The 22,967-nt window shown below is 69.8% G+C and carries 18 protein-coding genes and 1 pseudogene; 10 read left to right on the top strand and 9 right to left on the bottom strand.

Going from position 1 to position 22,967, the window contains the following annotated elements:
- Window positions 1-139 precede the first annotated feature (139 nt).
- From serC to DY157_RS00480, 3 genes are all read left to right on the top strand, one after another.
- Window positions 140-1,273 (top strand): phosphoserine transaminase, encoded by a 1,134-nt coding sequence (serC, locus tag DY157_RS00490; protein ID WP_115726691.1) that lies wholly within the window; start codon window positions 140-142, stop codon window positions 1,271-1,273.
- Window positions 1,274-1,528: 255 nt separating this feature from the next.
- Window positions 1,529-2,392, top strand: coding sequence for a TetR/AcrR family transcriptional regulator (locus DY157_RS00485; RefSeq protein WP_115726690.1), 864 nt, complete (start codon window positions 1,529-1,531; stop codon window positions 2,390-2,392).
- A 14-nt stretch (window positions 2,393-2,406) separates the two neighbouring features.
- Window positions 2,407-4,218 (top strand): MDR family MFS transporter, encoded by a 1,812-nt coding sequence (locus tag DY157_RS00480; RefSeq protein WP_115726689.1) that lies wholly within the window; start codon window positions 2,407-2,409, stop codon window positions 4,216-4,218.
- A 344-nt stretch (window positions 4,219-4,562) separates the two neighbouring features.
- Here the strand turns inward: DY157_RS00480 and DY157_RS00475 are convergent.
- The 5 genes and pseudogenes from DY157_RS00475 to DY157_RS00455 form a co-directional block, all read right to left on the bottom strand.
- Window positions 4,563-5,852 (bottom strand): annotated as a pseudogene (locus tag DY157_RS00475) (IS3 family transposase).
- Between the two features lie 630 nt (window positions 5,853-6,482).
- The gene (locus tag DY157_RS00470) at window positions 6,483-7,799 is read right to left on the bottom strand and encodes an MFS transporter (RefSeq protein ID WP_115726688.1); all 1,317 of its coding nucleotides are present in this window, start codon (window positions 7,797-7,799) and stop codon (window positions 6,483-6,485) included.
- A gap of 165 nt (window positions 7,800-7,964) precedes the next feature.
- The gene (locus tag DY157_RS00465) at window positions 7,965-9,428 is read right to left on the bottom strand and encodes an NCS2 family permease (RefSeq protein WP_115726687.1); all 1,464 of its coding nucleotides are present in this window, start codon (window positions 9,426-9,428) and stop codon (window positions 7,965-7,967) included.
- A 112-nt stretch (window positions 9,429-9,540) separates the two neighbouring features.
- Window positions 9,541-10,416 carry a DUF3027 domain-containing protein gene (locus tag DY157_RS00460; protein ID WP_115726686.1) on the bottom strand — a complete coding sequence of 292 codons (876 nt, stop codon included), beginning with the start codon at window positions 10,414-10,416 and terminating at the stop codon, window positions 9,541-9,543.
- Window positions 10,409-10,786 (bottom strand): cold-shock protein, encoded by a 378-nt coding sequence (locus DY157_RS00455; RefSeq protein WP_115726685.1) that lies wholly within the window; start codon window positions 10,784-10,786, stop codon window positions 10,409-10,411. Before DY157_RS00455 ends, DY157_RS00460 begins: the two co-directional genes overlap by 8 nt.
- Before the next feature lie 277 nt (window positions 10,787-11,063).
- On the opposite strand from DY157_RS00455, the gene DY157_RS00450 reads away from it, so the two are divergent.
- Window positions 11,064-13,007, top strand: coding sequence for a TPM domain-containing protein (locus DY157_RS00450; protein WP_115726684.1), 1,944 nt, complete (start codon window positions 11,064-11,066; stop codon window positions 13,005-13,007).
- 142 nt (window positions 13,008-13,149) lie between these two features.
- Entirely contained in the window at window positions 13,150-13,866 is a 717-nt protein-coding gene (locus DY157_RS00445; protein WP_115726683.1) for a PspA/IM30 family protein, read from the top strand.
- Between the two features lie 78 nt (window positions 13,867-13,944).
- Here the strand turns inward: DY157_RS00445 and DY157_RS00440 are convergent, their stop codons facing one another.
- The 3 genes from DY157_RS00440 to DY157_RS00430 all read right to left on the bottom strand — a co-directional run bounded on the left by DY157_RS00440 (window position 13,945) and on the right by DY157_RS00430 (window position 17,081).
- Entirely contained in the window at window positions 13,945-14,517 is a 573-nt protein-coding gene (locus DY157_RS00440; RefSeq protein ID WP_115726682.1) for an NYN domain-containing protein, read from the bottom strand.
- Between the two features lie 155 nt (window positions 14,518-14,672).
- A complete protein-coding gene (gene glpK, locus DY157_RS00435; protein WP_115726681.1) occupies window positions 14,673-16,199 on the bottom strand; it encodes a glycerol kinase GlpK in 1,527 nt (508 codons plus the stop codon).
- A gap of 99 nt (window positions 16,200-16,298) precedes the next feature.
- The gene (locus DY157_RS00430) at window positions 16,299-17,081 is read right to left on the bottom strand and encodes an MIP/aquaporin family protein (RefSeq protein ID WP_115726680.1); all 783 of its coding nucleotides are present in this window, start codon (window positions 17,079-17,081) and stop codon (window positions 16,299-16,301) included.
- Between the two features lie 423 nt (window positions 17,082-17,504).
- Here DY157_RS00430 and DY157_RS11460 point away from each other — a divergent pair, with 423 nt between their 5' ends.
- The 5 genes from DY157_RS11460 to DY157_RS00410 all read left to right on the top strand — a co-directional run bounded on the left by DY157_RS11460 (window position 17,505) and on the right by DY157_RS00410 (window position 22,145).
- Window positions 17,505-18,449 (top strand): sugar-binding transcriptional regulator, encoded by a 945-nt coding sequence (locus DY157_RS11460; RefSeq protein ID WP_115726679.1) that lies wholly within the window; start codon window positions 17,505-17,507, stop codon window positions 18,447-18,449.
- Window positions 18,446-18,967 (top strand): amino-acid N-acetyltransferase, encoded by a 522-nt coding sequence (locus DY157_RS11455; protein WP_174232107.1) that lies wholly within the window; start codon window positions 18,446-18,448, stop codon window positions 18,965-18,967. The genes DY157_RS11460 and DY157_RS11455 overlap by 4 nt, the downstream gene beginning before the upstream one ends.
- Window positions 18,968-19,108: 141 nt before the next feature.
- Window positions 19,109-19,897: a (Fe-S)-binding protein gene (locus tag DY157_RS00420; protein WP_115726678.1), complete on the top strand. Its 789-nt coding sequence runs from the start codon at window positions 19,109-19,111 to the stop codon at window positions 19,895-19,897.
- On the top strand, window positions 19,897-21,486 hold the full coding sequence (locus DY157_RS00415; protein ID WP_115726677.1) for a LutB/LldF family L-lactate oxidation iron-sulfur protein: 1,590 nt from the start codon (window positions 19,897-19,899) through the stop codon (window positions 21,484-21,486). The genes DY157_RS00420 and DY157_RS00415 overlap by 1 nt, the downstream gene beginning before the upstream one ends.
- Window positions 21,483-22,145, top strand: a complete 663-nt coding sequence (locus DY157_RS00410; protein ID WP_115726676.1) for a LutC/YkgG family protein — start codon at window positions 21,483-21,485, stop codon at window positions 22,143-22,145. The genes DY157_RS00415 and DY157_RS00410 overlap by 4 nt, the downstream gene beginning before the upstream one ends.
- 26 nt (window positions 22,146-22,171) lie before the next feature.
- On the opposite strand, the gene DY157_RS00405 is transcribed toward DY157_RS00410, so the two are convergent.
- Window positions 22,172-22,906, bottom strand: coding sequence for a TetR/AcrR family transcriptional regulator (locus DY157_RS00405; RefSeq protein WP_115726675.1), 735 nt, complete (start codon window positions 22,904-22,906; stop codon window positions 22,172-22,174).
- Between the last annotated feature and the right edge of the window lie 61 nt (window positions 22,907-22,967).

The raw sequence follows: 22,967 nt of genomic DNA, 5'->3' as shown, positions 1-22,967 counted from the left end.
ACGGGCCCCGGTCGACGAGCGCGCAGGACCTTCTCCTTCCCCTGCGCGCCTGTTCACCGCCCCGACCTCGTCGATCGGCCGGACGGCCGCGGGTCGGAAGCCCCTCGGGCGGACGTAGGCGAGGGGCTACCTTGTCCCCATGGAGACCTACCCGCCCGTTCCCGCCGAACTCCTCCCCGCCGACGGCCGCTTCGGATCCGGCCCCTCGCGCATCCGCCCCGAGCAGATCGAGGTCCTCTCCCAGCCCCTTCTCATGGGCACCTCCCACCGCAAGCCGCCGGTGAAGGCCGTCGTCGGATCGATCCGGGCGGGGCTTCGCGAGCTCTTCTCCCTTCCCGAGGGGTACGAGGTCATCCTCGGCAACGGCGGCGCGTCGGCCTTCTGGGACGTGGCGGCGACCTCGCTCGTCCGCGAGCGCGCGGCCTTCGCGACATTCGGCGAATTCGGCGCGAAGTTCGCGACCGAGGTCGACAAGGCGCCCCACCTCGACGCCGCGATCCGCGTCGTCGGCGAGGCCGGGACGGTGTCCCGACTGAGCGGGGACGAGACGTCCGAGGACGGACTCGCCCCCGACGTCTTCGCGCACCCGCATCACGAGACCTCGACGGGGGCGGTGAGCCCCGTGACCCGCATCGGCGGCGAGGACGCTCTCACGCTCGTCGACGCGACTTCGATCGCGGGCGCCGTCGGCGTGGACGTCGCACAGACCGACGCCTACTACTTCTCGCCGCAGAAGGCCTTCGCCTCCGACGGCGGATTCTGGGTCGCGCTCCTCTCGCCCGCCGCGATGGCGCGCGCCGAGGAGCTTCACTCGGCGACCGACCGGTGGATGCCGACCTTCCTCGACCTGTCGGTCGCGGTGAAGAACTCGCTGAAGGACCAGACGCTCAACACCCCGGCGATCGCGACGCTCATCATGCTCGAGCGCCAGGTCGCGTGGATGCTCGAGAACGGGGGCCTCGCCGGGATGGAGGCGCGCTCGCGCGCCGCTTCGGACCTCCTCTACGCCTGGGCGGACTCGTCCTCGGTCGCGCGCGCCTTCGTGTCCGAGCCGCAGTGGCGCTCCCCCGTCGTCGTGACGATCGAGTTCGACGAGGCGGTCGATGCGAGGGCCCTCTCGGCGGGCCTGCGCACCCAGGGCGTCGTCGACATCGACCCCTACCGCGGAGTCGGCGGGAACCAGCTGCGGATCGCGACCTGGCCGTCGACCCCGACCGAGGACGTCGAGGCGCTCCTCGCGTGCTTCGACTGGATCCTCGAGCGGGCGCTCTGAGGACCCTCCCCTTCGCGGCGGTGGCCGCGCGTCCGGGAGGACGCGCGGCCACCGCCTCTTGCGCGCTTGTTCACCGGCATCCCTCGCGCGTTGAGCCGGGCACCCCTCGCACGCTGAGCCGGGCAACCCTCGCACGCTGAGCCGGGCAACCGCGCATGCACGTCCGTGCGAACAAGCGCGGCGAACAAGCGCGGGTGCCGCACCCCACACTTCTTGCACTTGGTGCATCTTTGCACCGAGTGCATACTTATCGACGTGTCAATCGATGATCCGAAATCCGCCGACCCGGCCGCGAGCGCATCCGGGTCCGCCGACCGCCCCGGCCCGCGCCACGATCTGCGCGCCGAGAAGGCCGAGCGCACCCGCGCCCTCATCCACTCGAGCGCGATGCGCCTCGCCGCCGAGCGCGGCTACGACGCGATGACGATCGACGAGGTCGCGGCCGATGCCGGAGTCTCCCGGCGCACGGTCTTCAACTACTTCCCCGCGAAGGCCGACCTCGTCCTCCTCGGACCGACGGTTCCCCCCGCGGACGCCGTCGAGGCCTTCGCCGCCTCGACGGGCGACCTCCTCGACGACCTCGGCGAGTTGATGAAGGCCTCGGAGCCCCGCCGCCGCGAGGACGCCGAGGACTTCCGCCTCTTCCGGCGCCTCCTCCGCGAGACCCCCGAGCTCACGACCGCCCTCCAGGCCCGACTGCGCGAATACGCCGACGCGATTCGCTCGGCGCTCGCGCGCCGCTTCAACGCCCCGATCGACGACCCGCGGGTCATCGCCGCCTACGGCCTCGCCCAGGGGATTCAGAAGGCCGCCATCGACCTGTGGGCCGGCGCCTCGCACCGGGCGTGCGAAGCCGCGGACGGCCCGTCGAGCGAGGGCGCGGCGGCGAACGAGCGCGCGGGCGGATCACTCCCCTCGAGCGGACCCGCCGGCCCCGACCTCGTCGATGAATCCGCGGCGCACGACTCCGCGGAAGCGCCGCCTTCCCCCACCGAGGAGCCCGACGCCCCCTACTCGGTCGCCGAGGGAATCTCGATCATCATCAGCAGCCTCCGCGAGGTCCTCGCGGCGCGCCCCGACGCGGCGCCCGCCGACCCGCGATCCGAAACGCAGCACTGAAGAAAGGAGTCCGCATGAACGCGACCTCCACCACGGCCGACGCCGCCGCCCCCGCGTCCGCCGAGAACACCGCGCCCGCCGACGCGATCCGAGCGGCGCGCGCCCGAGTCGAGGAGACCCCGAACGATCCCTCGACCACCGCGGCCTTCCACCCCGACCGCCGATTCTGGGCGGTCTACGCCTCCCTCCTCGTCGTCATGTTCCTCTCCGCGATAGACCAGACGATCGTCGGGACGGCCCTGCCGACCATCGTCGGCGACCTCGGCGGCGCGAGCCACATGGCGTGGATCATCACCGCCTACACGCTCGCGATCACCGTCACCATGCCGATCTACGGGAAGATCGGCGACCTCGTCGGGCGGAAGAATCTCTTCCTCGTCGCGATCGCCCTCTTCCTCATCGGGTCGGCCCTCTGCGGCACGGCCTCCTCGATGGGTGAACTCATCGCCTACCGCGCCCTCCAGGGCTTCGGCGGCGGCGGCCTCATGATCTCCTCGCAGGCGATCACCGGCGACCTCATCCCGCCGCGCCTGCGCGGCACCTACATGGCCCCGATGGGCGCGATGTTCGGCATCGCCTCGATCCTCGGGCCGATCATCGGCGGCTGGCTCACCGACTCCGTCTCCTGGCACTGGGTCTTCTGGGTGAACCTCCCCCTCGGCGTCGCCGCATGGATCGCCGTGTGGGCGATCCTCAAGCTCCCCACCCACTCGTTGAAGTCCCGGATCGACTGGCTCGGACTCGCGCTCATGAACCTCGGCGCCGTCCTCATCGTCCTCGTCGCGACCTTCGGCGGGAACGAGCTCGACTGGTCGAGCCCGTGGGTCATCGTCATGATCGCGGGCGCGCTCATCTCCTGGGGCCTCCTCCCCCTCGTCGAGTCGCGCGCCTCCGAGCCGATGCTCCCGGTCCCCGTCATGCTCAACCGGACCTTCATCCTCACGACCGTTCAGGGCATGCTCGCGATGGGCGGCATGGTCGGCGCGAACCTCTACCTGCCGACCTATCTTCAGATGAGCTACGGCTACTCGGCGACCGAGTCCGGACTGCTCCTCGTCCCGATGACGCTCGGCATGCTCGGCGCGGGCATCGGCTCCGGCGTCCTCGTCACGCGCACCGGCCGCTACCGCCTCTACCCGATCGTGGGCCCGCTCGTCGCGGCCGCCGCCCTCCTGTGGATGTCGACCTTCGACGTCGAGACCGCCGTTTGGGAGATCTCGCTCGCCGTCTTCGTCCTCGGCGCCGGCATCGGCCTGTTCTTCCAGCTCCTCATGACGCTCGTCCAGAACGACGTCGACGCCCGCGATCTCGGCACGGCCACCTCCGGCAACAACTTCTTCCGCGAGGTCGCCGTCTCCCTCGGCGCGTCCCTCATCGGCGTCGCCTTCTCGAACAACCTCGCCGATCACCTGACGGAGAAGCTGACGGCCCTCGCAACCTCGAAGGATCCGTCGGTCCTCCAGGCCCTCGGCCAGCTCTCGGGGTCCGGCTCCGGGTCGACCTCCTCGCTCACGCCGGCGGTCGTCGCCCAGCTCCCCGAGGTCCTGCGCACGGCGATCACGGCTTCGTACGCCGAGGCGCTCTCCCCGATCTTCCTCATGATGGTCCCGGTGTTCCTCCTCGCCGCCAGCGTCGGCCTCCTCTACAAGGAGACGCCGCTCTCCCACCAGAGCGCCCTCGAGCAGATCGCCGCCGAGGAGGCCGCGGACGCCGGACTCGCCCAAGCCTCCCCCTCGGGGGCGGCGACCGCCGCGCGCTCATTCATCGACGAGGACGGGGCCGAGGCGTCCGACGGGTCGGAGATCAGTAAGGTCCCCGTCGGCTGAGTCCTTGCGCGCTTGTTCACGCCCTTCGCGCGCTCGCGCGCTCGTTCGAGCCCCGCGTTTGTTGAGGGCTCGCACTTGCTGAGCCCCTGCGCACTTGCTGAGCCCCTGCGCACTTGCTGAATCCCAGCGCGCTTGTCCGACGGAGGCGCGCCTATTGAACGGATACAACCGTTCGCGCACCGAGGCCGGCCGCCTACCCCGACCGCCAGATCGCCTCACGACCCGCACCACCAGAAGCAGTCTTCTCATCCGTCATGGTCATCATTGTCAGTCCCTCCAAGAGGGCTTACACAAACCATTGAACAGGCTCTCTCTGTCAAGCCCTGGGTTTTGTGGAGGCTCGTTTATCTGGTTGTGGTGGTCTCGGTAAGGGGCCGGTCAGCGGTATCGAGGTCTTCGATCTCGGCCCCGGTTCGGGCGTGGTAGGCGAGCTCATGTTCGACGGGGGTGAGCATCCCGATCGCGGAGTGAGGTCGCACGGTGTTGTACCAGTGGACCCACTCGGCAGTGGCGACCTCGACGTCGTCGATGGACGTCCAGGGGCCCTTGTTGCGGATGAGCTCGGCCTTGTACAACGAGTTCAGCGCCTCGGCGAGAGCGTTGTCGTAGGAGTCGCCCTTGGACCCCACCGAGGCCACCGCCTGGCAGTCCTCAAGGGCCTGCCCGTAGCGGACGGAGCGGTACTGCACCCCACGATCCGAGTGGTGGACGAGGCCGGCCAGGTCGGCACCGTCCCTGCGGCGCTGCCACACGCCCATGTTCAGGGCGCCCAGCGCCAGGTCGGTGTAAAGGCTGGTGGAGGTCTGCCAGCCCACGATCCGACGCGAGTTTACGTCGGTGACGAATGCGACACACCCACCCCGAGAACGTTCGGACGTAGGTGATGTCGGCGACCCACAGCTCATTGGGGCGCAAGGCCGAGAAGTGGCGGTCCACGAGGTCCGCGGGGCACTGCTCACGCGGCGCAGAGCGCGTCGTGTGGGGCGTCCTTGGCCCGCCGGATACCCCGCAGCCCCAGGCAGCGCATGAGGCGCTCGATCGTGCAGCGGGCCACGTGCCCCTGCCCGTGGCGCTCAGCGACCACGGGCCGGTTCAGCATGACGTGCATCTTGCGGGCCCCGAACGCCGAGTAGTTCTCAGCATGCACGGCACGGATCTCGTCCTTGAGGACCTCGTCGCGCCTGGCGCGTGGTGAGGGCGGGCGGGTCCTGGCCGCGTAGACGGTGGATGGGGCGATCGTGATGCCGGCGCTAGGCAGCGTCTTGCAGATCGGCACGGGCCCCGAACTCGTCCTTCTTGGACTCCACGTAGCGGCAGATCATCGGGATGGGCGGTCGAGCTCCGCCGCGAAAAAAGCTGAGGCGCTCTTCAGGATCGCGTTGGCCCGCCGAAGCTCGCGGACCTCCTTCTCCAGCTCCTTGATCCTCTCGGCCTCCCCCGTGGTGGTGCCGGGGCGGGTGCCCTGGTCCACCTCGGCCTGCCGCACCCACGTACGCAAAGCCTCCGGATGGACCCCCAGCTCGTCGGCGATCCTCTTGACCGCCCCCCTTAGCCCTGGCCGGGTCGGCCAGCGCCTCCAGCGTCATCCTCGTCGCCCGCTCACGAAGCTCCAGCGGGTACCTCCTCTGTCCCATGCGCAGTGATCCTTCCTGTCATCACTGCCTCCATCAAACCCGGGACGCAACACTCACCTACCCCGACCGTGGTCGCACGGTTTCCGTCTTCGCACCCCCTCAACACGCGTTTGGCGGCTTTCCGGGTGTTTGGCGGCGATAGTGCACCGAGATTTCGCCGCCGAACACCACGAAACCCGCCAAACAGGACGAAACCCGCCAAACGCCACGACGGACGGCCATTCGAGCACGCCGAAACGGCGATCCAGGTCACGCAAGCCACCGAATCCGGGCACGGAACCACCTAGAACGCACACTCGACACCCCACCCCACCCGCCAACCACGCCGAAACGGCGATCCAGGTCACGCAGGCCACCGGTTCCGGGCACCGAACCACCTAGAACGCACACTCGACACCCCACCCCACCCGCCAACCACGCCGAGACGGCGATCCAGGTCATTCGGGAAACCGAATCCAGCAATGCCACTACCTGGATCGCACACTCAACGCCCCTCGCCACCCGCCAACCACGCCGAAACGGCGATCCGGGTCTGCTGATCGAGCGCCGCGGTGAACAAGCGCGCAAGAACCACGCCCGGTGAACAAGCGCGCAGGGACGAGCGCGAGGGCCCATAGGCGGGGGAAGACGTCAGTCGGCGGTCTGGGCGCGGCGCTCGCCCTCGGCGAGGCGCTGCTCGATGCGGGCGCGCTCGAGCGGGCCCTCGAGTTCCACCGGGTGAGCGGAGACGTGGAATCGGACCTTGTAGTCCCAGTGGACCATCGCCCAGAGCCCGGCCGCGACGGCGATGAGGAGCGACGCGATGCCGCCGACGAGGATCGACCAGCGGGCGCCGAAGGATTCGCCGACCCATCCGATGATCGGCGAGCCGATCGGGGTCGATCCCATGAAGATCATCGAGTAGAGCGCCATGACGCGCCCCCGCATGCGCTCGTCGGTGGTGATCTGGATGGTGGCGTTCGCCGAGGTGATCATCGTGAGCATCGCGAGGCCGGTGGGGATCGAGAGGAGCGCGAATGCCTCGTAGGAGGGGGCGAGGCCGAGGAGGATCTCGAGGAGCCCGTACATCCCGGCGCCGGCGACGATGAGTCGGAGGCGCGGAACGCGGCGGCGGGCTGCGATGAGGGAGCCGGTGAGGGCGCCGACGGCCATGAAGGAGCCGAGGATGCCGTACTCGCCGGCCTGCTTGTGGAAGACCTCGGTCGCCATGAGGGCGCTCGTCATCTGGAAGTTCATGCCGAGTGCGGAGACGATCGCGACGACGCAGAGGATGAGGATGATGTCGGGGCGGGCCTTGACGTAGGCGACGCCCTCTCGGATCTGGCCGGGCGAGCGAGGGACGATGCGCCGGGGGACGAGTTCCTCGGCGCGCATGATCGCGAGAGCGGTGACCGGCGCGAGGAAGAGGAGCGCGTTGAGAACGAAGACCCATCCGATCCCGACGGCCTCGATGAGGAGGCCGGAGACCGCGGGTCCGATGAGGCGCGCGGTGTTGAAGGCCGTCGAGTTGAGGCCGACGGCGTTGGGGAGGGAGTCGGCGGGGACGAGCTCGGAAACGAAGGCCTGGCGCGCGGGCGAGTCGATGGCGGAGGCGACGCCGCCGATGAGGGCGAGGAGGTAGACGTGCCAGAGGGCGGCGGTCCCCGTGAGGACGAGGACGCCGAGGACGAGGCCGAGGAGGGCGTTCGTCAGCTGGGTGCACTGGAGGAGCTTGCGGCGGTCGAGGCGATCGGCGAGGACGCCGGCCCAGGCCGACATGAGGAGGATCGGGAGGAACTGGAGGGCTGTGACGACGCCGATCTGCGTGCCCGAGTGGTTCGTGAGGACGGTGAGGACGAGCCAGTCCTGGGCGACGCGCTGCATCCACATCCCGGTCGAGGCGATGATGTTGCCGAAGAACCACAGCCGGAAGTTGTGGATGCTCAGGGAGTGGAAGGTGCGGGACACGCGTGGATGCGCCTCCTTCGGATCGGTGCGGCGTACTCGGGTGGGACTGCGGTGCGACTCCAGATATTTCCAGGGGTCTGAGAAAGGGACGCGTCCAGGATACGGAAACCCCGCGGGAGTCGCCTCCCGCGGGGTTTCCGATTCCGCTCTTTCGTGACCGATCGATCAGCCGAGGAGCGACTGGATCGGGCCGAGGAGGAAGTAGACGATGAAGAGGGCCGACACGAGCCACATGAGGCCGTGGATCCTCTTCGCCTCGCCCTTGGCGATGCGGATGACCGTGTAGGTGATGAAGCCGATGCCGATGCCGACGGTGATCGAGTAGGCGAAGGGCATGAAGGCGATGGTGAGGAACGCGGGGATCGCGATCTCGGCCTTCGTCCAGTCGATGTCCGCGACCTGCATCATCATGAGGAAGCCGACGAAGACGAGGGCGGTGGACGCCGCCTCCGTGGGGACGAGGGCGACGGCGGGCGCGAGGAAGGTCGACAGGAGGAAGAGGACGCCGGTGACGACCGAGGCAAGGCCGGTGCGGGCGCCCTCGCCGACGCCGGCGGAGGACTCGATGTAGGAGGTGTTCGAGGAGACGCCGCCGAGGCCGCCGGCGATCGCGGCGAGGGAGTCGGCGAGGAGGATCTCGCGGGACTTCGGCGGGTTGCCGTGCTCGTCGAGGAGGTGGGCCTCGCCGCCGATGGCGACCATCGTGCCCATGGTGTCGAAGAAGTCGGCGAGCATGAGCGAGAAGATCATGAGGATGACGGCGATGGGGCCGAGCTTGGCGAAGGCGCCGAACATGTCGACCTGGAAGAGGGATCCGAAGCTCGGGAGGGAGACGATCGAGCCGGAGAGCTCGGGGATCGTCTGGCCCCAGCCGGTCGCGTTGACGACGGCGCCGGTGGCGTCCTTCATCGCGGGGATGTGGAGGATCGCCTGGAGGATCATCGCGACGACGGTCGAGGAGAGGAGGCCGATGAGGATGGCGCCCTTCACCTTGCGGACGTAGAGGATGATCGTGAGGAGGAGGCCGAACACGAAGACGAAGGCCGGCCAGCCGGCGAGCGAGCCGTTGACGCCGAGCTGGACGGGGGTGCCGCCGGGGCGGATGATGCCGGCGTCGACGAGGCCGACGAAGGCGATGAAGAGGCCGATGCCGACGGAGATCGCCGTCTTCAGCTGGCGGGGGACGGCCTTGAAGACCGCCTCGCGGAAGCCGGTGAGGACGAGGACCGTGATGAGGATGCCCTCCCAGACGATGAGGCCCATGGCCTCCTGGTAGGTGAGGCCGGCGCCTCCGACGAGGGAGTAGGCGACGACGGCGTTGAGGCCCATGCCGGCGGCGAGGGAGAGCGGGAAGTTCGCGACGACGCCCATGAGGATGGTCATGAGACCGGCGATGAGGGCGGTGCCCGCGGCGATGTCGGCGAATCCGAAGCCCGCGTCCTTGGGGAGGGTGGCGGACAGGATGATGGGGTTGACGACGAGGATGTAGGCCATCGCGAAGAACGTGACGAAGCCGCCGCGCACTTCCTGGCCGATGGTGGATCCCCGCTCGGTGATGTGGAAGAACTTATCGATGGACGAGGGCGCGGCCGCGGATTGGGATGACGCGGCCCGATTCTGTGTGCTCACGCACTTATCGTGCCTTTCGTGAACTCTCGGGCGCAAAATTCGTGCCGCGGTGCACACTCGCGCGATGAAACGTTGACATTATGTCAATTTTCAACGCTGCGAGCGGTGAACGTCACTCGCCGTCGGAGGTCTCCTCCGGCTCCGCGCCGGCGGAGCCTTCAGGAGCCGGAGCCGGAGCGGAAGCGGCCGGCATCGGCTCAGCGTCGATCGCGCCGTCGTTGATCCGCGAGGGGCGCACGGGCCACTGAGTGCCCTGCTTGGGGACGTCGGTCTCCGAGTGCGCGCCGCAGGTGTGGTCGAGGCTGACGACGCGGCCGTCGTCCGGGGCCCACTCGTTCGCGCACACGCCGAAGACGGTGCGCATCGAGCCGGACATCTTCACGAGGAACCCGCAGGTCGAGCACGAGTTGCGCGGGGCGCGCCCCGGCTTGGGCCCCTGCTCGGACTGGTACCAGCGGTCGATGGCGGCCTGTCGGCCCTCGTCGGAGAGGACGCGCTTGCGGCCGAGCCCGATCTCCTTGAGCTCCGGGAGGTCGGGGTCCTCGCCGGTGTCCTCGAAGGACTGCTCGAGGCGGGCGTCGTCGGCCTGGTAGGGCAGGGCGTCCTCGCGCGAGAGGTCGCCGGGACGCAGGCGGTCCTCCCACGGCACCCATTCGGGGGCGAGGAGCGCCCCCTCGCGCGGGATCATGTCGACCTCGCAGACGGTGGCGGTGCGGCTGCGCGGGACGCGGGCGACGGTGACGGCCCACGCCCAGCCGGCGTACCCGGCGTCGGTGGCGGCGAACCAGTGGGTGCCGAGGCGCTCGGCGTCCATCGTGAAGCCGAGGTGCTCGCCGACGGGGCGCGGGTGCGCGAGCGCCTCCGCCGCCTCGCGGGCGAGGTCGACGGCCTGGGAGAGGACGGCATCGGCGCGGGGGGCGCGGGTGCGCGTCGCGGTCGAGGCGACCGCGGGGGTCGAGGCAGCGGACGAGGTCGTGGTCTCAGGCATCGAACTCCTCCGCCACGGCTCGGAGCACCTTCGCGATCTGCGCGGAGTTCTCGGGGTACTTGCCGGCCCTCAGCGAGCCGGAGGATCCGTCGAGGAGCTTGATGAGGTCCTCGACGACGGGGACCATCGCTTGGGGCTTGCGCCTGCGCGCCGCGGACACGGACTTCGAGGGCGCGAGGACGCGAACAGTGAGGGCCTGGGGGCCCTTGCGGCCGTCAGCGACGCCGTACTCGACGCGCGTGCCGGGCTTGGGGGCGGGTGCGCCTTCGGGGAGGGCGGAGGCGTGGAGGAAGACCTCGACGCCGTCGTCGCCGCCGATGAAGCCGAAGCCGCGCTCGGCGTCGAAGAACTTCACCTTTCCAGTGGGCACAGCGATTCTCCTTGCGGGAAGACAACGATCCGGGAAGCGGATCTCGGTCCATCCTAGTGGTCGCCGCGGCCCCGTGCTCGCCCCGCCCCCTCGCCTCCTCGTGCGCGCACGTTCACCGCCTCGCCCAGCGCGCTCGTTCACGAGGGCGCGCCGCACTCCGCTCCCCCTCCCCCGGCGCGCGGCCCCGGCCTCGTCGATCGAAGAGCGCCGCCGGAAGCGGGCGGATGGCAACGAGAGGCCGTAGGCTGAAACGCAGGACGACGACCCAGGAGGACACGTGTCGAGAAGGACCATCATCCGCGCCCTCGCCGCGAACGCGGCGGCGACAGGAGCGCTCCTCCTCGGGGGAGCGGCGTTCGCGACCTCCCCCGTGACGATCTCCGACACCGTCACCGACCCGAATGCGTGGCTGAGCTCGAGCGAGAAGGCGCGGATCGTCGAGGCGGCCGACGCCGCGGGCGCGAAGGGCCTCGACGTGTACGTCGTCGTGGTGCCCGATCTCTCCGGCCAGGACGGCGTCTCCTGGTGCCAGACGGCGGGCCTCGACTCCGGCCTGTCGAACCAGTCGATCGTCTACGTCATCGCCTACGAGCAGCGCCTGCACGCCTCCTGCGGCAACGCGGGGGAGCAGATCGTCACCGACTCCGACCTCACGCGCGCGACGGCCGCCGCGAAGTCGGTGCTCGCCGAGGCGAACCCGCTCGACGCCGCGACCGCGACGAAGGCGGCGACGACCTTCATCGAGACGACGACCGAGGCCGCCTCGTCCACCGGTTCCTCGACGGGCACGACCGCATCGAGTGCGAGCGGGGCGGAGGACGGCTCGAACCTCCTCGTCACCGCCGCTCCCGTCGTTCTCATCGGCGGCGCCGGATTCCTCGTGTGGCGCTCGGCGAAGCGCAAGCGGAACCTCAAGGACTCGGTCGCCCGGGCGAACTCCCGCGACGCGGCCTCGGTCGCCCGGCGGGTCGAGGACGCGAACACGCGCCTCCTCCACGCCGACGAGCTCGTCCGCTCGGCCGCCGACGAGCTCGACTTCGCACGCGCCCAATTCGGCCAGAGTCGCACCGACGACTACGCCCGCGCCCTCGACCGCGCGAAGACGACCGTCGCGAACGGCTTCGACCTGCAGAAGCGGATGAACGCCGCCGAGGACCTCGCCGAGCGCGACGGACTCGCCATGCAGCTCATCACCTCGCTCGACAACGTCATGCCCGAGCTCGTCTCCCGTCAGCGCGAGTTCGCCGAGCTGCGCAATCAGGAGGCCGGCGCCGACGCCCAGCTCGCCGACGTCCGCGCGCGGATCGACGAGGCCGAGGCCGCGCTGCCCACCCTCGACGCCGAACTCGATTCCCTGCGCTCGCTCTACGGGGCGCGGACGATCGCCTCTCTGACGGACAACCCCGGTCAGGCGAAGGCCCTCCTCGCCTCGGCGAGGGAGGCCGCCGACCGGGCCGCCTCCCTCCTCGAGACGGACAAGCAGGGCGCCCTCGTCGCCCTCGACACCGCCCGACGGGCCCTCGCGATGGCCGGCCACCAGGCCCAGGCGATCCTCACGGCGAAGGATGACCTCTCCCGCGTCGATGAGACCCTCGCGAACGCCATCGCGTCGATCACCTCCGACCTCGCCGACGTCTCCCGTCTCGGCGCCGACCCGACAGCCTTCGCGCCGCTCGTCCAGGGCGCCCAGTCGGCCGTCGCGGCGGCCCAGTCCGCCCGATCGGGGTCGGGCGACCCCCTCGCCGCCCTCGAAAACCTCCGCCTCGCCGAGTCGGCCCTCGACGCGGCCCTCGAACCGCTGCGCACCGCCGAGGAGGCGCTCGAGCGCAAGCGCGTCACCGCCCGCGGCAAGGTCGCCGAGGCCGAGTCCGAGGTCCAACGCGCCGAGGCCTTCGTCCAGGCGCGTCGCGGCGTCATCACGCTCGACACCCGTTCGGCGCTCGCCCAGGCGCGCTCCGACCTCTCGCGCGCGACCGAACTCGTCGAGACGCAGCCCGATTCGGCGATCACCTTCGCGACCTCGGCGAAGAACCTCGCGAGCACGGTCCTCGCGACTCCGCAGCCCGAGGACGAGATGCCGTCCTATCCGGCGCAGCGCCGAGGCGGCCTGCCTGGGACGGGGACCTCGCTCGGCGACATCCTCCTGTGGTCCGTCCTCCTCGGCGGAGGCGGCTTCGGAGGGGGCGGCGGCTTCGGAGGCGGCCGTTCCGGCTCCTTCTGATCCGTCGATCCTGACCGCTCGAAGAGTTTTCCAGTCACTTTTCCGCAACTATTGGGCGGACGCGCAGGCGCATCGATAGGATCGAGGCGTCCGGAATGACGACCTGAGCAACCACGACCGGGCCCCCTGGAAAGGAACGACCATGGCAGAGAAGCAGTCCATCCTCGGGCGCATCGCCCAGCTCGCGAAGGCGAACATCAACGCGCTCATCGATCGCGCCGAAGACCCGCAGAAGATGCTCGACCAGCTGATCCGCGATTACACGAACTCCATCGCCGACGCCGAGAACGCCGTCGCGCAGACCGTCGGCAACCTCCGCCTCGCCGAGAAGGATCATGAGGAGGACGTCGCCGCTGCCGCCGACTGGGGCCGCAAGGCGCTCGCCGCCTCGCAGAAGGCCGACGAGCTCCGCGCCGCGGGCGACACCGCCGGCGCCGACAAGTGGGACGGCCTCGCGAAGGTCGCCATCGGCAAGCAGATCTCCTTCGAGCAGGAGGCCTCCGAGGCCGAGCCGATCATCGCCTCGCAGACCGAGGTCGTCGAAAAGCTGAAGACCGGCCTTGCGCAGATGAAGGACAAGCTCGAGGAGCTGAAGACGAAGCGCGACCAGCTCGTCGCCCGTCAGAAGACCGCCGAGGCGCAGTCGAAGGTGAACGACGCGATCTCGTCGATCAACGTCCTCGACCCGACCTCCGAGCTTTCCCGGTACGAGGACAAGGTCCGCCGCGCCGAGGCCCTCGCCCAGGGCAAGGCGGAGGTCGCCGCGTCCTCGATCGAGGCCCAGTTCTCCGAGCTCGAGACCGACGCCTCTCAGATCGAGGTCGAGGAGCGTCTCGCCGCCCTCAAGAACAAGAACTGAGCGCACGCGCTGACTGCGGGGTGGGCCCGGGATCTGAAGATCCCGGGCCCACCCCGCAGTCGCCGTTGAGAAGAAGGGTCAGAGGTAGTCGAAGGGGTTGAACTCGTCGACGTCGATGATCCGGAGCCTCGGGAGTGTGACCTGGAAGGCGTGGACGTCGTACTCGAGGTCGATGATCTCGAGGCCCTTGTCCTCGAGCTCGTGGAACGCCGAGGAGAGGAACTCCTTGAAGCACATGACCGCGACGCGGCGGCCCATGTCGAGGAGGTTCTCGACCTGCGGGACGAAATCGGCGTCGTGGCTGGCGAGGATCACCGCGCCCGAATCGAGTTCGGCGATCGCGTCCATCGTCCGCTGGAGGCCGACGTCGACGACCTTGACGTCCTCGGGGCCCGAGAGCGGGATCACCGAGTAGTCCATCGCGGTGAGCGCCTGGACGAAGCCCATCGGGAGGATCCCGGACGAGCCGTTGAGGAAGAAGAGGCCCTTGGCGGGCTCTCCCCACTGCCTGCCGGCGCCCTCGAGAACGCGGTCCCAGCGGGGCCGCTCCTCCGGGTTCGGCCGCCGGTCGAGAACGGAAAGGCCGAGAGTCGCGTCGATGTTCTCGCCGTCGACGATCAAGTACGTTTTCTCATTAGTCGGATTACCCATGGCACCAGCCTAGTGAGTCCGGCGCGCACCGACTCGGACACGGCGACTCGAACACGGCGACGAGCGACGAGGACGCCTGCGGCCGGACACGACGAAGGGGCGCCGCTCGGCCTTGCGGTCGGGCGGCGCCCCCGAGGATGAGGCTCCTCAGAGCGTCACTTCACGTCCTCGTCGACCCAGTCGAAGGTCCGCGTGACGGCCTTCTTCCAGAGGCGGTAGGTGCGGTCGCGCTCGGTGGCGTCCATCTTGGGCGTCCAGCGCTTGTCCTCCTGCCAGTTGGCGATGACGTCGTCGGTGCCCGACCAGAAGCCGACGGCGATGCCGGCGGCGTAGGCGACGCCGAGGGCGGTCGTCTCGGCGACGACCGGGCGGATGACGTCGACGCCGGAGATGTCGGCCTGGAACTGCATGAGCAGATCGTCGGCCGTCATGCCGCCGTCGACCTTGAGCTCCTTGAGCGGGACGCCGGCGTCGGCGTTCATCGCGTCGATGAGCTCGGCGGACTGGAAGGCCGTCGACTCCTCGACCGCGCGGGCGATGTGGCCCTTGTTCACGTAGCGGGTGAGGCCGACGATCGCGCCGCGGGCGTCGTCCTTCCAGTACGGGGCGAAGAGGCCGGAGAACGCCGGGACGAAGTAGACGCCGCCGTTGTCCTCGACGGTCTGCGCGAGGGCGCCGATCTCCGAGGACTTGGTGATCATGCCGAGGTTGTCGCGCAGCCACTGAACGAGCGAGCCGGCGACCGCGACGGAGCCCTCGAGGGCGTACACGGGCTTCTCATCGCCGAGCTTGTAGAGCACGGTGGTGAGGAGGCCGTTGGTGGAGAAGACCGGCTCCTCGCCGGTGTTCATCAGCGTGAAGCAGCCGGTGCCGTAGGTGTTCTTCGCGGTGCCCTTGTCGAAGCAGGCCTGGCCGAAGGTCGCGGCCTGCTGGTCGCCGAGGATGCCGGCGATCGGAACACCCGCGAGGAGGCCGTTCGGGCGGCCCTCGCCGTAGATCGCGGCCGAGGCCTTGATCTCGGGGAGCATCGACATCGGGATGCCGAAGTCCTTGCAGATGTCCTCGCGCCAGACGAGCTCGCGGACGTCCATGAGGAGCGTGCGGGAGGCGTTGGTGACGTCGGTGGCGTGGACGCCGCCGTTGACGCCGCCGGTGAGGTTCCAGAGGACCCAGGTGTCCGGGGTGCCGAAGAGGAGGTCACCGGCCTCGGCGCGCTCACGGGCGCCCTCGACGTTGTCGAGGATCCACTTCACCTTGGTGGCCGAGGGGTACGTCGAGATGTTCTCGCCGGTGATCTGGCGGTAGCGCTCGGTGCCGAGCGGATCGCCGTCGGCGATCTCGTGGACGATGTTGCCGGTGCGGACGTCCTGCCAGACGAGGGCGTTGTAGACGGGCTCGCCGGTGTTCTTGTCCCAGACGATCGTCGTCTCGCGCTGGTTGGTGATGCCGACCGCGGCGAGGTTGTCGGCGTTGATCTCCGCCTTCTGGAGGGCCTCGGCGACGACGGCGCGGACCGACTCCCAGATCTCGACCGGGTTGTGCTCGACCCAGCCCGGGTTCGGGAAGATCTGCGTGAACTCCTTCTGACCGACGGCGACGATCTCGCCGGAGTGGTTGAAGATGATCGCGCGGCTGGAGGTCGTGCCCTGGTCGATCGCCAGGACGAACTTCTCATCGGACATTGGATGTTCCCTTCTGGTCACTTCGTTGTGGTTCAGACAGTCGCGGGGCCCCGGACGAGTCCGACCGGGACCCCGCGACTGCTTGGTGGGGTGCGTCTATCAGGCGAGGCCGCAGACGTAGACGATGATCGTCGCGACGATGGCGCCGATGATCGGGCCGACGATCGGGACCCAGGAGTAGGCCCAGTCGGACCCGCCCTTGCCCTTGATCGGGAGAACGGCGTGCGCGACGCGCGGGCCGAAGTCACGGGCGGGGTTGATGGCGTATCCGGTGGGGCCGCCGAGGGAGGTGCCGATGACGACGATGATGAGGGCGACGCCGAGCGGGCCGACGGCGGTCTCGGTGTAGCCGGAGACGAAGACCCAGATGATGAGGACGGCGGTGCCGATGGCCTCAGTGAGGGTGTTCCATCCGTAGGAGCGGATCTCCGGGGCGGTCGAGAAGACGCCGAGCTTGAGGGCCGGGTCGCAGTCCTCGTCGAAGTGCTGCTTGAACGCGAGCCAGGCGATCACGGCGCCGACGAAGGCGCCGAGGAACTGGGCGACGATGTAGATGATGACGTTCGCCGCGGTGACGGCGACGCCGGGGGCGAGCTCGACGGAGGAGTCGAACATGTGGGCGACGACCTTGGCGATCGTCACGGCCGGGTTGAGGTGGCCGCCCGTGTCGTACGCGACGTAGACGCCGGCGAGGACTGCGAGACCCCACCCCCAGTTGATCATGAGCCAGCCGCCGCCCTTGCCCTTGGACTTGGGCAGAAGGTTCGTGGCGACGACGCCGGCACCGAGCGTGAGGAGGATCGCGGTGCCGAGGAACTCCGACATGAAGATGTGAGTCGCCGTCAGCTCGTGCGGTGCCAGAGGAAGAAGTGTTGCGAGCATTTTTCCCTATCTTTCTCCGACGCGTCATCGCGCCGGATCTCCGGGCGATCTCCCGCCCGTATGTTCCGATGACGAAGGGGCGATGCGTTTTCGCCATCGTCCCGATGCTAGCGCGTTGATCAGGCGTTGAACTGGGAAAAGACAACGTCTTCTTCGACGCGGGCCCGGGACGTGGAACCACCGGTGGACTCGGCGGCGCACGACCGTCTTCGCTTGGACAGCACCCAGTATGGCAGTGGGTGCACATCGATCCTGACCACTTGGACGATTGTGCAGCGTCCGAAATGTGGCCCTTCTCATACGTGTGGGCAGTTCACCGGCGGTTTACCAGGTGCACGCGGAAGACATCGCGACTGCACGCCTGTGCATGGCACACTAGGGGCCGTGACGATTCGTGACGAGCAGGCGCATGAGGCCGCCTCGATGTACTACCTCCAGGGGCAGACCATGGAGACGATCGCCCGCCACCTCGGCGTCTCGCGGTCCTCCGTCTCGCGTCTTCTCTCCTACGCGCGCGAGACCGGCCTCGTGAGGATCTCGGTCTCGGCCGCTCCCGGGAACAAGGGGACGCTCGCCGGACAGATCTCCGATCTCTTCGGCGTTCAGACCTCCGTCGTCCCCGTTCACGACGTCCACACCGAGGTCAACCGCCTCCACAACGTCGCCCTCGTCGCCGCCGAGCGCCTCATCGACATGCTCCAGCCCGGCTCCACGCTCGGCATCGCCTGGGGCAACACGACCTCCGAGATCACCCGGTGCATGCCGCGCGTCAACTTCCCCGGCTCCACGGTCGTCCAGCTCAACGGCGCGGCGACCGCCACCGAGTCCGGCATGCCCTACGCCGACGCGATCATCTCGCGCGCCGCGCGCGCGATCGGCGGTCGCATGGTCCACTTCCCCGTCCCCACGTTCTTCGACTACGCCGAGACGAAGGACGCCCTGTGGCGCGAGCGCTCCGTGCGCGCGGTCCTCAAGACGATCGACGACTGCGACATCGCCCTCTTCGGCGTCGGCTCCCTCTCCGCGCGCCTCCCCTCGCACGTCTACTCCGGCGGATTCCTCGACACCGAGGAGATCGCCGCCGCCCAGCGCGACGGCGTCGTCGGCGACGTCTGCACCGTCCTCATCCGAGAGGACGGCTCGACCGACATGGAACTCAACTCCCGCGCCTCCGGCCCCCTGCCCGAAACCCTGCGGAAGATCCCGCGCCGCCTTTGCGTCGTCGCCGGCGCCTCGAAGGCCCTCCCGCTCCTCGGCGCCCTGCGCGCGAAGGTCGCCACCGACCTCGTCCTCGACGACGGCGCCGCCCGCGAACTCCTCGACCTCGTCCGCACCCGCGCCGCCCAGGCGAGGGGCGCGCAGCGATGACCTTCCACATCCGCAACGCGCGTCCGACGGACGTGCGGGTGATCGCGGACCTCGTCCGCCCCTACGCGATGCGGCGGATCCTCGTCGTCAAGGAGCTCATCGCCTACTTCGAGGACGTCCAGGAGTTCATGGTCGCCGTCGACGACGAGACGAACGGGATCATCGGCTGCGGCGCACTCCACGTCATGTGGGACGACATCGCGGAGATCCGCACCCTCGCCGTCGCCCCGGAGTTCATTCACCACGGCGTCGGCTCCGCGCTCCTGCGCGGCCTCCTCGAGCGCGCGCAGAACCTCGGCCTGCGCCGCGTCTTCTGCCTCACCTTCGAGGTCGACTTCTTCGCCCGCCACGGCTTCTACGAGATCGAGGGCACGCCCGTCGGCGAGGACGCCTTCCTCGAGATGGTCCGATCCCACGACGATGGCGTGAAAGAGTTCCTCGACCTCGCCTCCTACAAGCCGAACACCCTCGGCAACACGCGGATGATGCGCGACCTGGAGCCGATCGCCGCCCTCTGACGCCCCCACGGTCGTCTTCACGGGGCCGGGGCCGCGCACCGAGGAGGGGCGTTCGTCGAGGGGCTTCCCACGGCGAGTCCGCGGTCGCCCGCCCGATCGGCGTATCGTCGAGGCGACACCGGTACGACGACAAGGACGTCCATGCGAATCTCGCTCTTCGCCACCTGCATCGGGGACCTCATGTTCCCCCAGGCGCCCCAGGCGACCGTCCACCTCCTCGAGAGGCTCGGGCACGAGGTCGTGTTCCCCGAGTCCCAGGGCTGCTGCGGGCAGATGCACATCAACACGGGCTACTTCCGCGAGGCCCTCCCCCTCATCGAGAATCACGTGAGGACCTTCGAGCCCGTCCTCGACGGCGAATGGGACGCGATCGTCGTCCCCTCCGGCTCGTGCACGGGATCGCTGCGCCACCAGCCCGAGATGGTCGCGGCATCCGAGGGGATGCCCGGCATGGCGAAGCGCGCCGCGCGCATCGCGGAACGGACCTACGACCTCTCCGAGCTCCTCGTCGACGTCCTCGGGCTGACCGATGTCGGCGCCTACTTCCCCCATCGCGCCACCTACCACCCGACGTGCCACTCGCTGCGGATCGCCAAGGTCGGCGACCGCCCCTACCGTCTCCTTCGGAGCGTCGAGGGCCTCGACCTCGTCGATCTTCCCGAAGCGGAGTCGTGCTGCGGATTCGGCGGCACGTTCTCGATGAAGAACGCGCAGACCTCGACGGCGATGCTCGCCGACAAGATGGCGAACGTCCTCGCGACGAAGGCGGAGGTCCTCGTCGCGGGCGACTACTCGTGCCTCATGCACATCGGCGGCGGCCTCTCGCGTCAGCGGGCGGGCGTGCGCGTCATGCACCTCGCGGAGATCCTCGCGGGCACGCGCGAGGAGCCGTGGGAGGCCCCGGAGACGACGACGAAGGTGGGAGCGTGATGATCGAACGGACGGATGCGGCGCGCGGATGGTCGCCCTCGGCGCCGACCCCGCGCCAGCCCCTCCAGTGGGGCGAGACCTTCCCGAAAGCCGCGGCCCGGACGCTGCGCAACACGCAGATGCGCCGCAACCTCGGGCAGGCGACCTCCGCGATCCGCGCGAAGCGGGGCCTGCGCGTCGCCGAGATGCCCGACTGGGAGGCCCTGCGCGCGGCGGGATCGGCGATCAAGAACCGGGCGATGAGCGAGCTCCCCGAGCTCCTCGAACGGCTCGAGCGCAACGTCGAGGCGCGCGGCGGCGTCGTCCACTGGGCCGCCGACGCCGCGGAGGCGAACGCGATCGCCTATGGGATCGCCGCGTCGAAGGGCGTCGACGAGGTCGTCAAGGTGAAGTCGATGGTCACCCAGGAGATCGGCCTCAACGAGTACTTCGCCGAGCGCGGCATCGCCGCGTGGGAGACCGACCTGGCCGAGATGATCGTCCAGCTCGCCGACGACATGCCGAGCCACATCGTCGTCCCCGCGATCCACCGCAACCGCTCCGAGGTCCGCGCGATCTTCAAGGCGCGCATGGGGGACGCCCCGGCCGACCTCGGCGACGAGCCCGTCGAGCTCGCGGCCGCCGCCCGCGCCCACCTGCGCAAGAAGTTCCTCTCGGCGAAGGTCGCGATCTCCGGGTCGAACCTCATGATCGCCGACACCGGGACGCTGACGGTCTTCGAGTCCGAGGGGAACGGCCGCATGTGCCTCACCCTCCCGGAGACGCTCATCTCGATCGTCGGCATCGAGAAGGTCGTCCCCACCTACCGCGACGCCGAGGTCATCGCCCAGCTCCTCCCCCGCTCCGCGACCGGCGAGCGCATGAACCCCTACACCTCGATGTGGACGGGAGTGACGCCGGGCGACGGGCCGCAGGAGTTCCACCTCATCCTCCTCGACAACGGGCGCTCGAAGGTCCTCGCCGACCCGGTCGGCCGCCAGGCGCTCCACTGCATCCGCTGCGGCTCGTGCATGAACGTCTGCCCGGTCTACGAGCACGTCGGCGGCCACGCCTACCAGTCCGTCTACCCCGGGCCGATCGGCGCGATCCTCACCCCGCAGCTGCGCGGCTCCTTCGATCACTCCGATCCGGGGTCGACGCTCCCCTTCGCCTCGTCTCTCTGCGGGGCCTGCTTCGAGGCGTGCCCGATGCGGATCAACATCCCCGAGGTCCTCGTCGAGCTCCGCCATCGCGCCGTCGAGGCGCAGCGCGGCGGGCTTCCCTCCGGCTGGGACCTCGCGATGGCGGCGGCGAAGGTGCCGATGTCCTCCGGTCCGCTCATGCGGGCGGCCGGACGCCTCATGCCGATCGGCCGCGCCCTCGCGGGCTCCGACCGGCGCATCGTCTCGCTGCCGTGGCCGGCTTCCGCGTGGTCGACGTCGCGCGACGTCCCCGCGCCGCCCGCGCAGACCTTCCGCCAGTGGATGGCGATTCACGAGGCCGGGGCCGCGTCCCCTGCGAGTGGGAGCGACTCGGGCGCCGAGCGAGATCCCGGGACCGGCGCCGCGACCGCCCGGTCCGTCATCGATGAGGAAGGGGCCCAGCTGTGAGCTCGCGCGAATCGATCCTCTCGACCCTGCGGGCGGCCCGCGACGCCTCTCAGCCCTTCGCGCCTTCGACCGAGGTGCCGCGCGACTATCGCGTCGAGGGCGCCGACGCGCCGGGGTCCGCGCCCGTCCTCGGCGAGTTCGTCGAGATGCTCGAGGACTACAACGTCGAGGTCCGCCGGGTCGCATTCGCCGGTGTCGCCGCCGCGATCGACGAGGCACTCTCCTCCCGTTCGGCCGCCTCGGTCGTCGTGCCCGCCGGACTCCCCGACGCGTGGAAGGAGGCCGCCGGCGCATCGGGTCGGACGCTGCGCGTCGACTCGGCCGCCGAGCCCCTGTCGAAGGAGGTCCTCGACGCGACGGCCGCGGTCGTCACCGGCGCGCGGACGGCCGTCTCCCTGTCGGGGACGATCATCCTCGACGCCGGACCCGATCAGGGGCGGCGAATCCTCACGCTTCTCCCCGACCTCCACGTGTGCGTCGTCGCGGCCTCATCCGTTCAGCCGACCGTGCCGCAGGCGGTCGCGATCCTCGGCGAGCACCCGGAGCGCCCCACGACGTGGATCGCGGGCGGCTCGGCGACCTCGGACATCGAGCTCGTCCGCGTCGACGGGGTCCACGGTCCGCGCACGCTCGTCGTCGTCCTCGTCGAGGATCTCTGACCGCGTCTCCCGCACGGGGAGGAGGATCAGCGGGCGTCGAGCAGGGCGCGAAGGCCCGCGAGGATCGCGTCGATCTCGAAGTCGAACTGGCGGTCGGACGACCAGTTCTCTCGCGGCGCGAGCCCGCCGACCTCGCCGGAGACGAGCCGGTGGATCAGAGGGAAGTCGTCCGGGGACTGCGCGGCGAAGGCGAGGAAGCTCGTCCCGCCCCGATGCGGCCCGGCGTCCCGCTCGGAGCGCGCGCGAGCCCGCGCGTCGGCCTTTCCCGCGTGGACGGCCGCGTGGGCGACGAGCGTGAGCGCCCGCGCCGCGGTCTCGAGGTCGAAGCCGGCCTCGACGAGAGCCTCGAGGATCCGCTCGATCGGCCCCATGTAGGCGAAGGCCGCGGAGGAGTCGTACTCGAGGTGCGGGGCGAGCGGGCCGATCGACCCGATCGAGGTCCGCATCGCGACGGCGAAGGCGCGCAGGCGCTCGTCCCACGGCCCCTCGGTCGGTTCGGCGGCGAAGCGAGCGGCGGCCGTCCGCGCCCGGTCGAGGGCGACGAGGCGCATGAATCCGGCCCGCCCGCCGACGTGGTAGTTGAGGGCGGTCGGATCGACGCCGAGGACTTCGGCGACCCCCTGCATCGTCACCCGCTCGGGCGGGAGGGTGCGCGCGGCCTCAACGATCTTCTCCGCGTCGATGCGCGGGGGACGACCCTTCGTCCGCTTCCTCGCGGTCGTCGCCGACGGCGGTTCCTGGCCGTCCTTCGCCGTTCCCATCGCCCGCTCCTTCAGCGCTCGTTCGTCGCGTCGAGTCTATCCGATTTTCTCCGGGGCCTGA

Origin of the sequence: Actinomyces culturomici (assembly GCF_900499005.1) — a bacterium.
Lineage (GTDB): Bacteria > Actinomycetota > Actinomycetes > Actinomycetales > Actinomycetaceae > Pauljensenia > Pauljensenia culturomici.
Note: the sequence above shows the minus strand (reverse complement) of the source record. Positions and strands in the feature narration are given on the sequence as shown.

Bases quoted from the DNA above. Each gene is read 5' to 3' on its own strand.
- DY157_RS00445 (WP_115726683.1), top strand. From the start codon at position 13,150: ATGGCAGAGAAGCAGTCCATCCTCGGGCGCATCGCCCAGCTCGCGAAG.
- DY157_RS11460 (WP_115726679.1), top strand. From the start codon at position 17,505: ATGTACTACCTCCAGGGGCAGACCATGGAGACGATCGCCCGCCACCTC.
- DY157_RS00405 (WP_115726675.1), bottom strand. From the start codon at position 22,906: ATGGGAACGGCGAAGGACGGCCAGGAACCGCCGTCGGCGACGACCGCG.
- DY157_RS00460 (WP_115726686.1), bottom strand. From the start codon at position 10,416: ATGCCTGAGACCACGACCTCGTCCGCTGCCTCGACCCCCGCGGTCGCC.
- DY157_RS00480 (WP_115726689.1), top strand. From the start codon at position 2,407: ATGAACGCGACCTCCACCACGGCCGACGCCGCCGCCCCCGCGTCCGCC.
- glpK (WP_115726681.1), bottom strand. From the start codon at position 16,199: ATGTCCGATGAGAAGTTCGTCCTGGCGATCGACCAGGGCACGACCTCC.
- DY157_RS00430 (WP_115726680.1), bottom strand. From the start codon at position 17,081: ATGCTCGCAACACTTCTTCCTCTGGCACCGCACGAGCTGACGGCGACT.
- DY157_RS00415 (WP_115726677.1), top strand. From the start codon at position 19,897: ATGATCGAACGGACGGATGCGGCGCGCGGATGGTCGCCCTCGGCGCCG.
- DY157_RS00420 (WP_115726678.1), top strand. From the start codon at position 19,109: ATGCGAATCTCGCTCTTCGCCACCTGCATCGGGGACCTCATGTTCCCC.
- serC (WP_115726691.1), top strand. From the start codon at position 140: ATGGAGACCTACCCGCCCGTTCCCGCCGAACTCCTCCCCGCCGACGGC.
- DY157_RS00440 (WP_115726682.1), bottom strand. From the start codon at position 14,517: ATGGGTAATCCGACTAATGAGAAAACGTACTTGATCGTCGACGGCGAG.
- DY157_RS11455 (WP_174232107.1), top strand. From the start codon at position 18,446: ATGACCTTCCACATCCGCAACGCGCGTCCGACGGACGTGCGGGTGATC.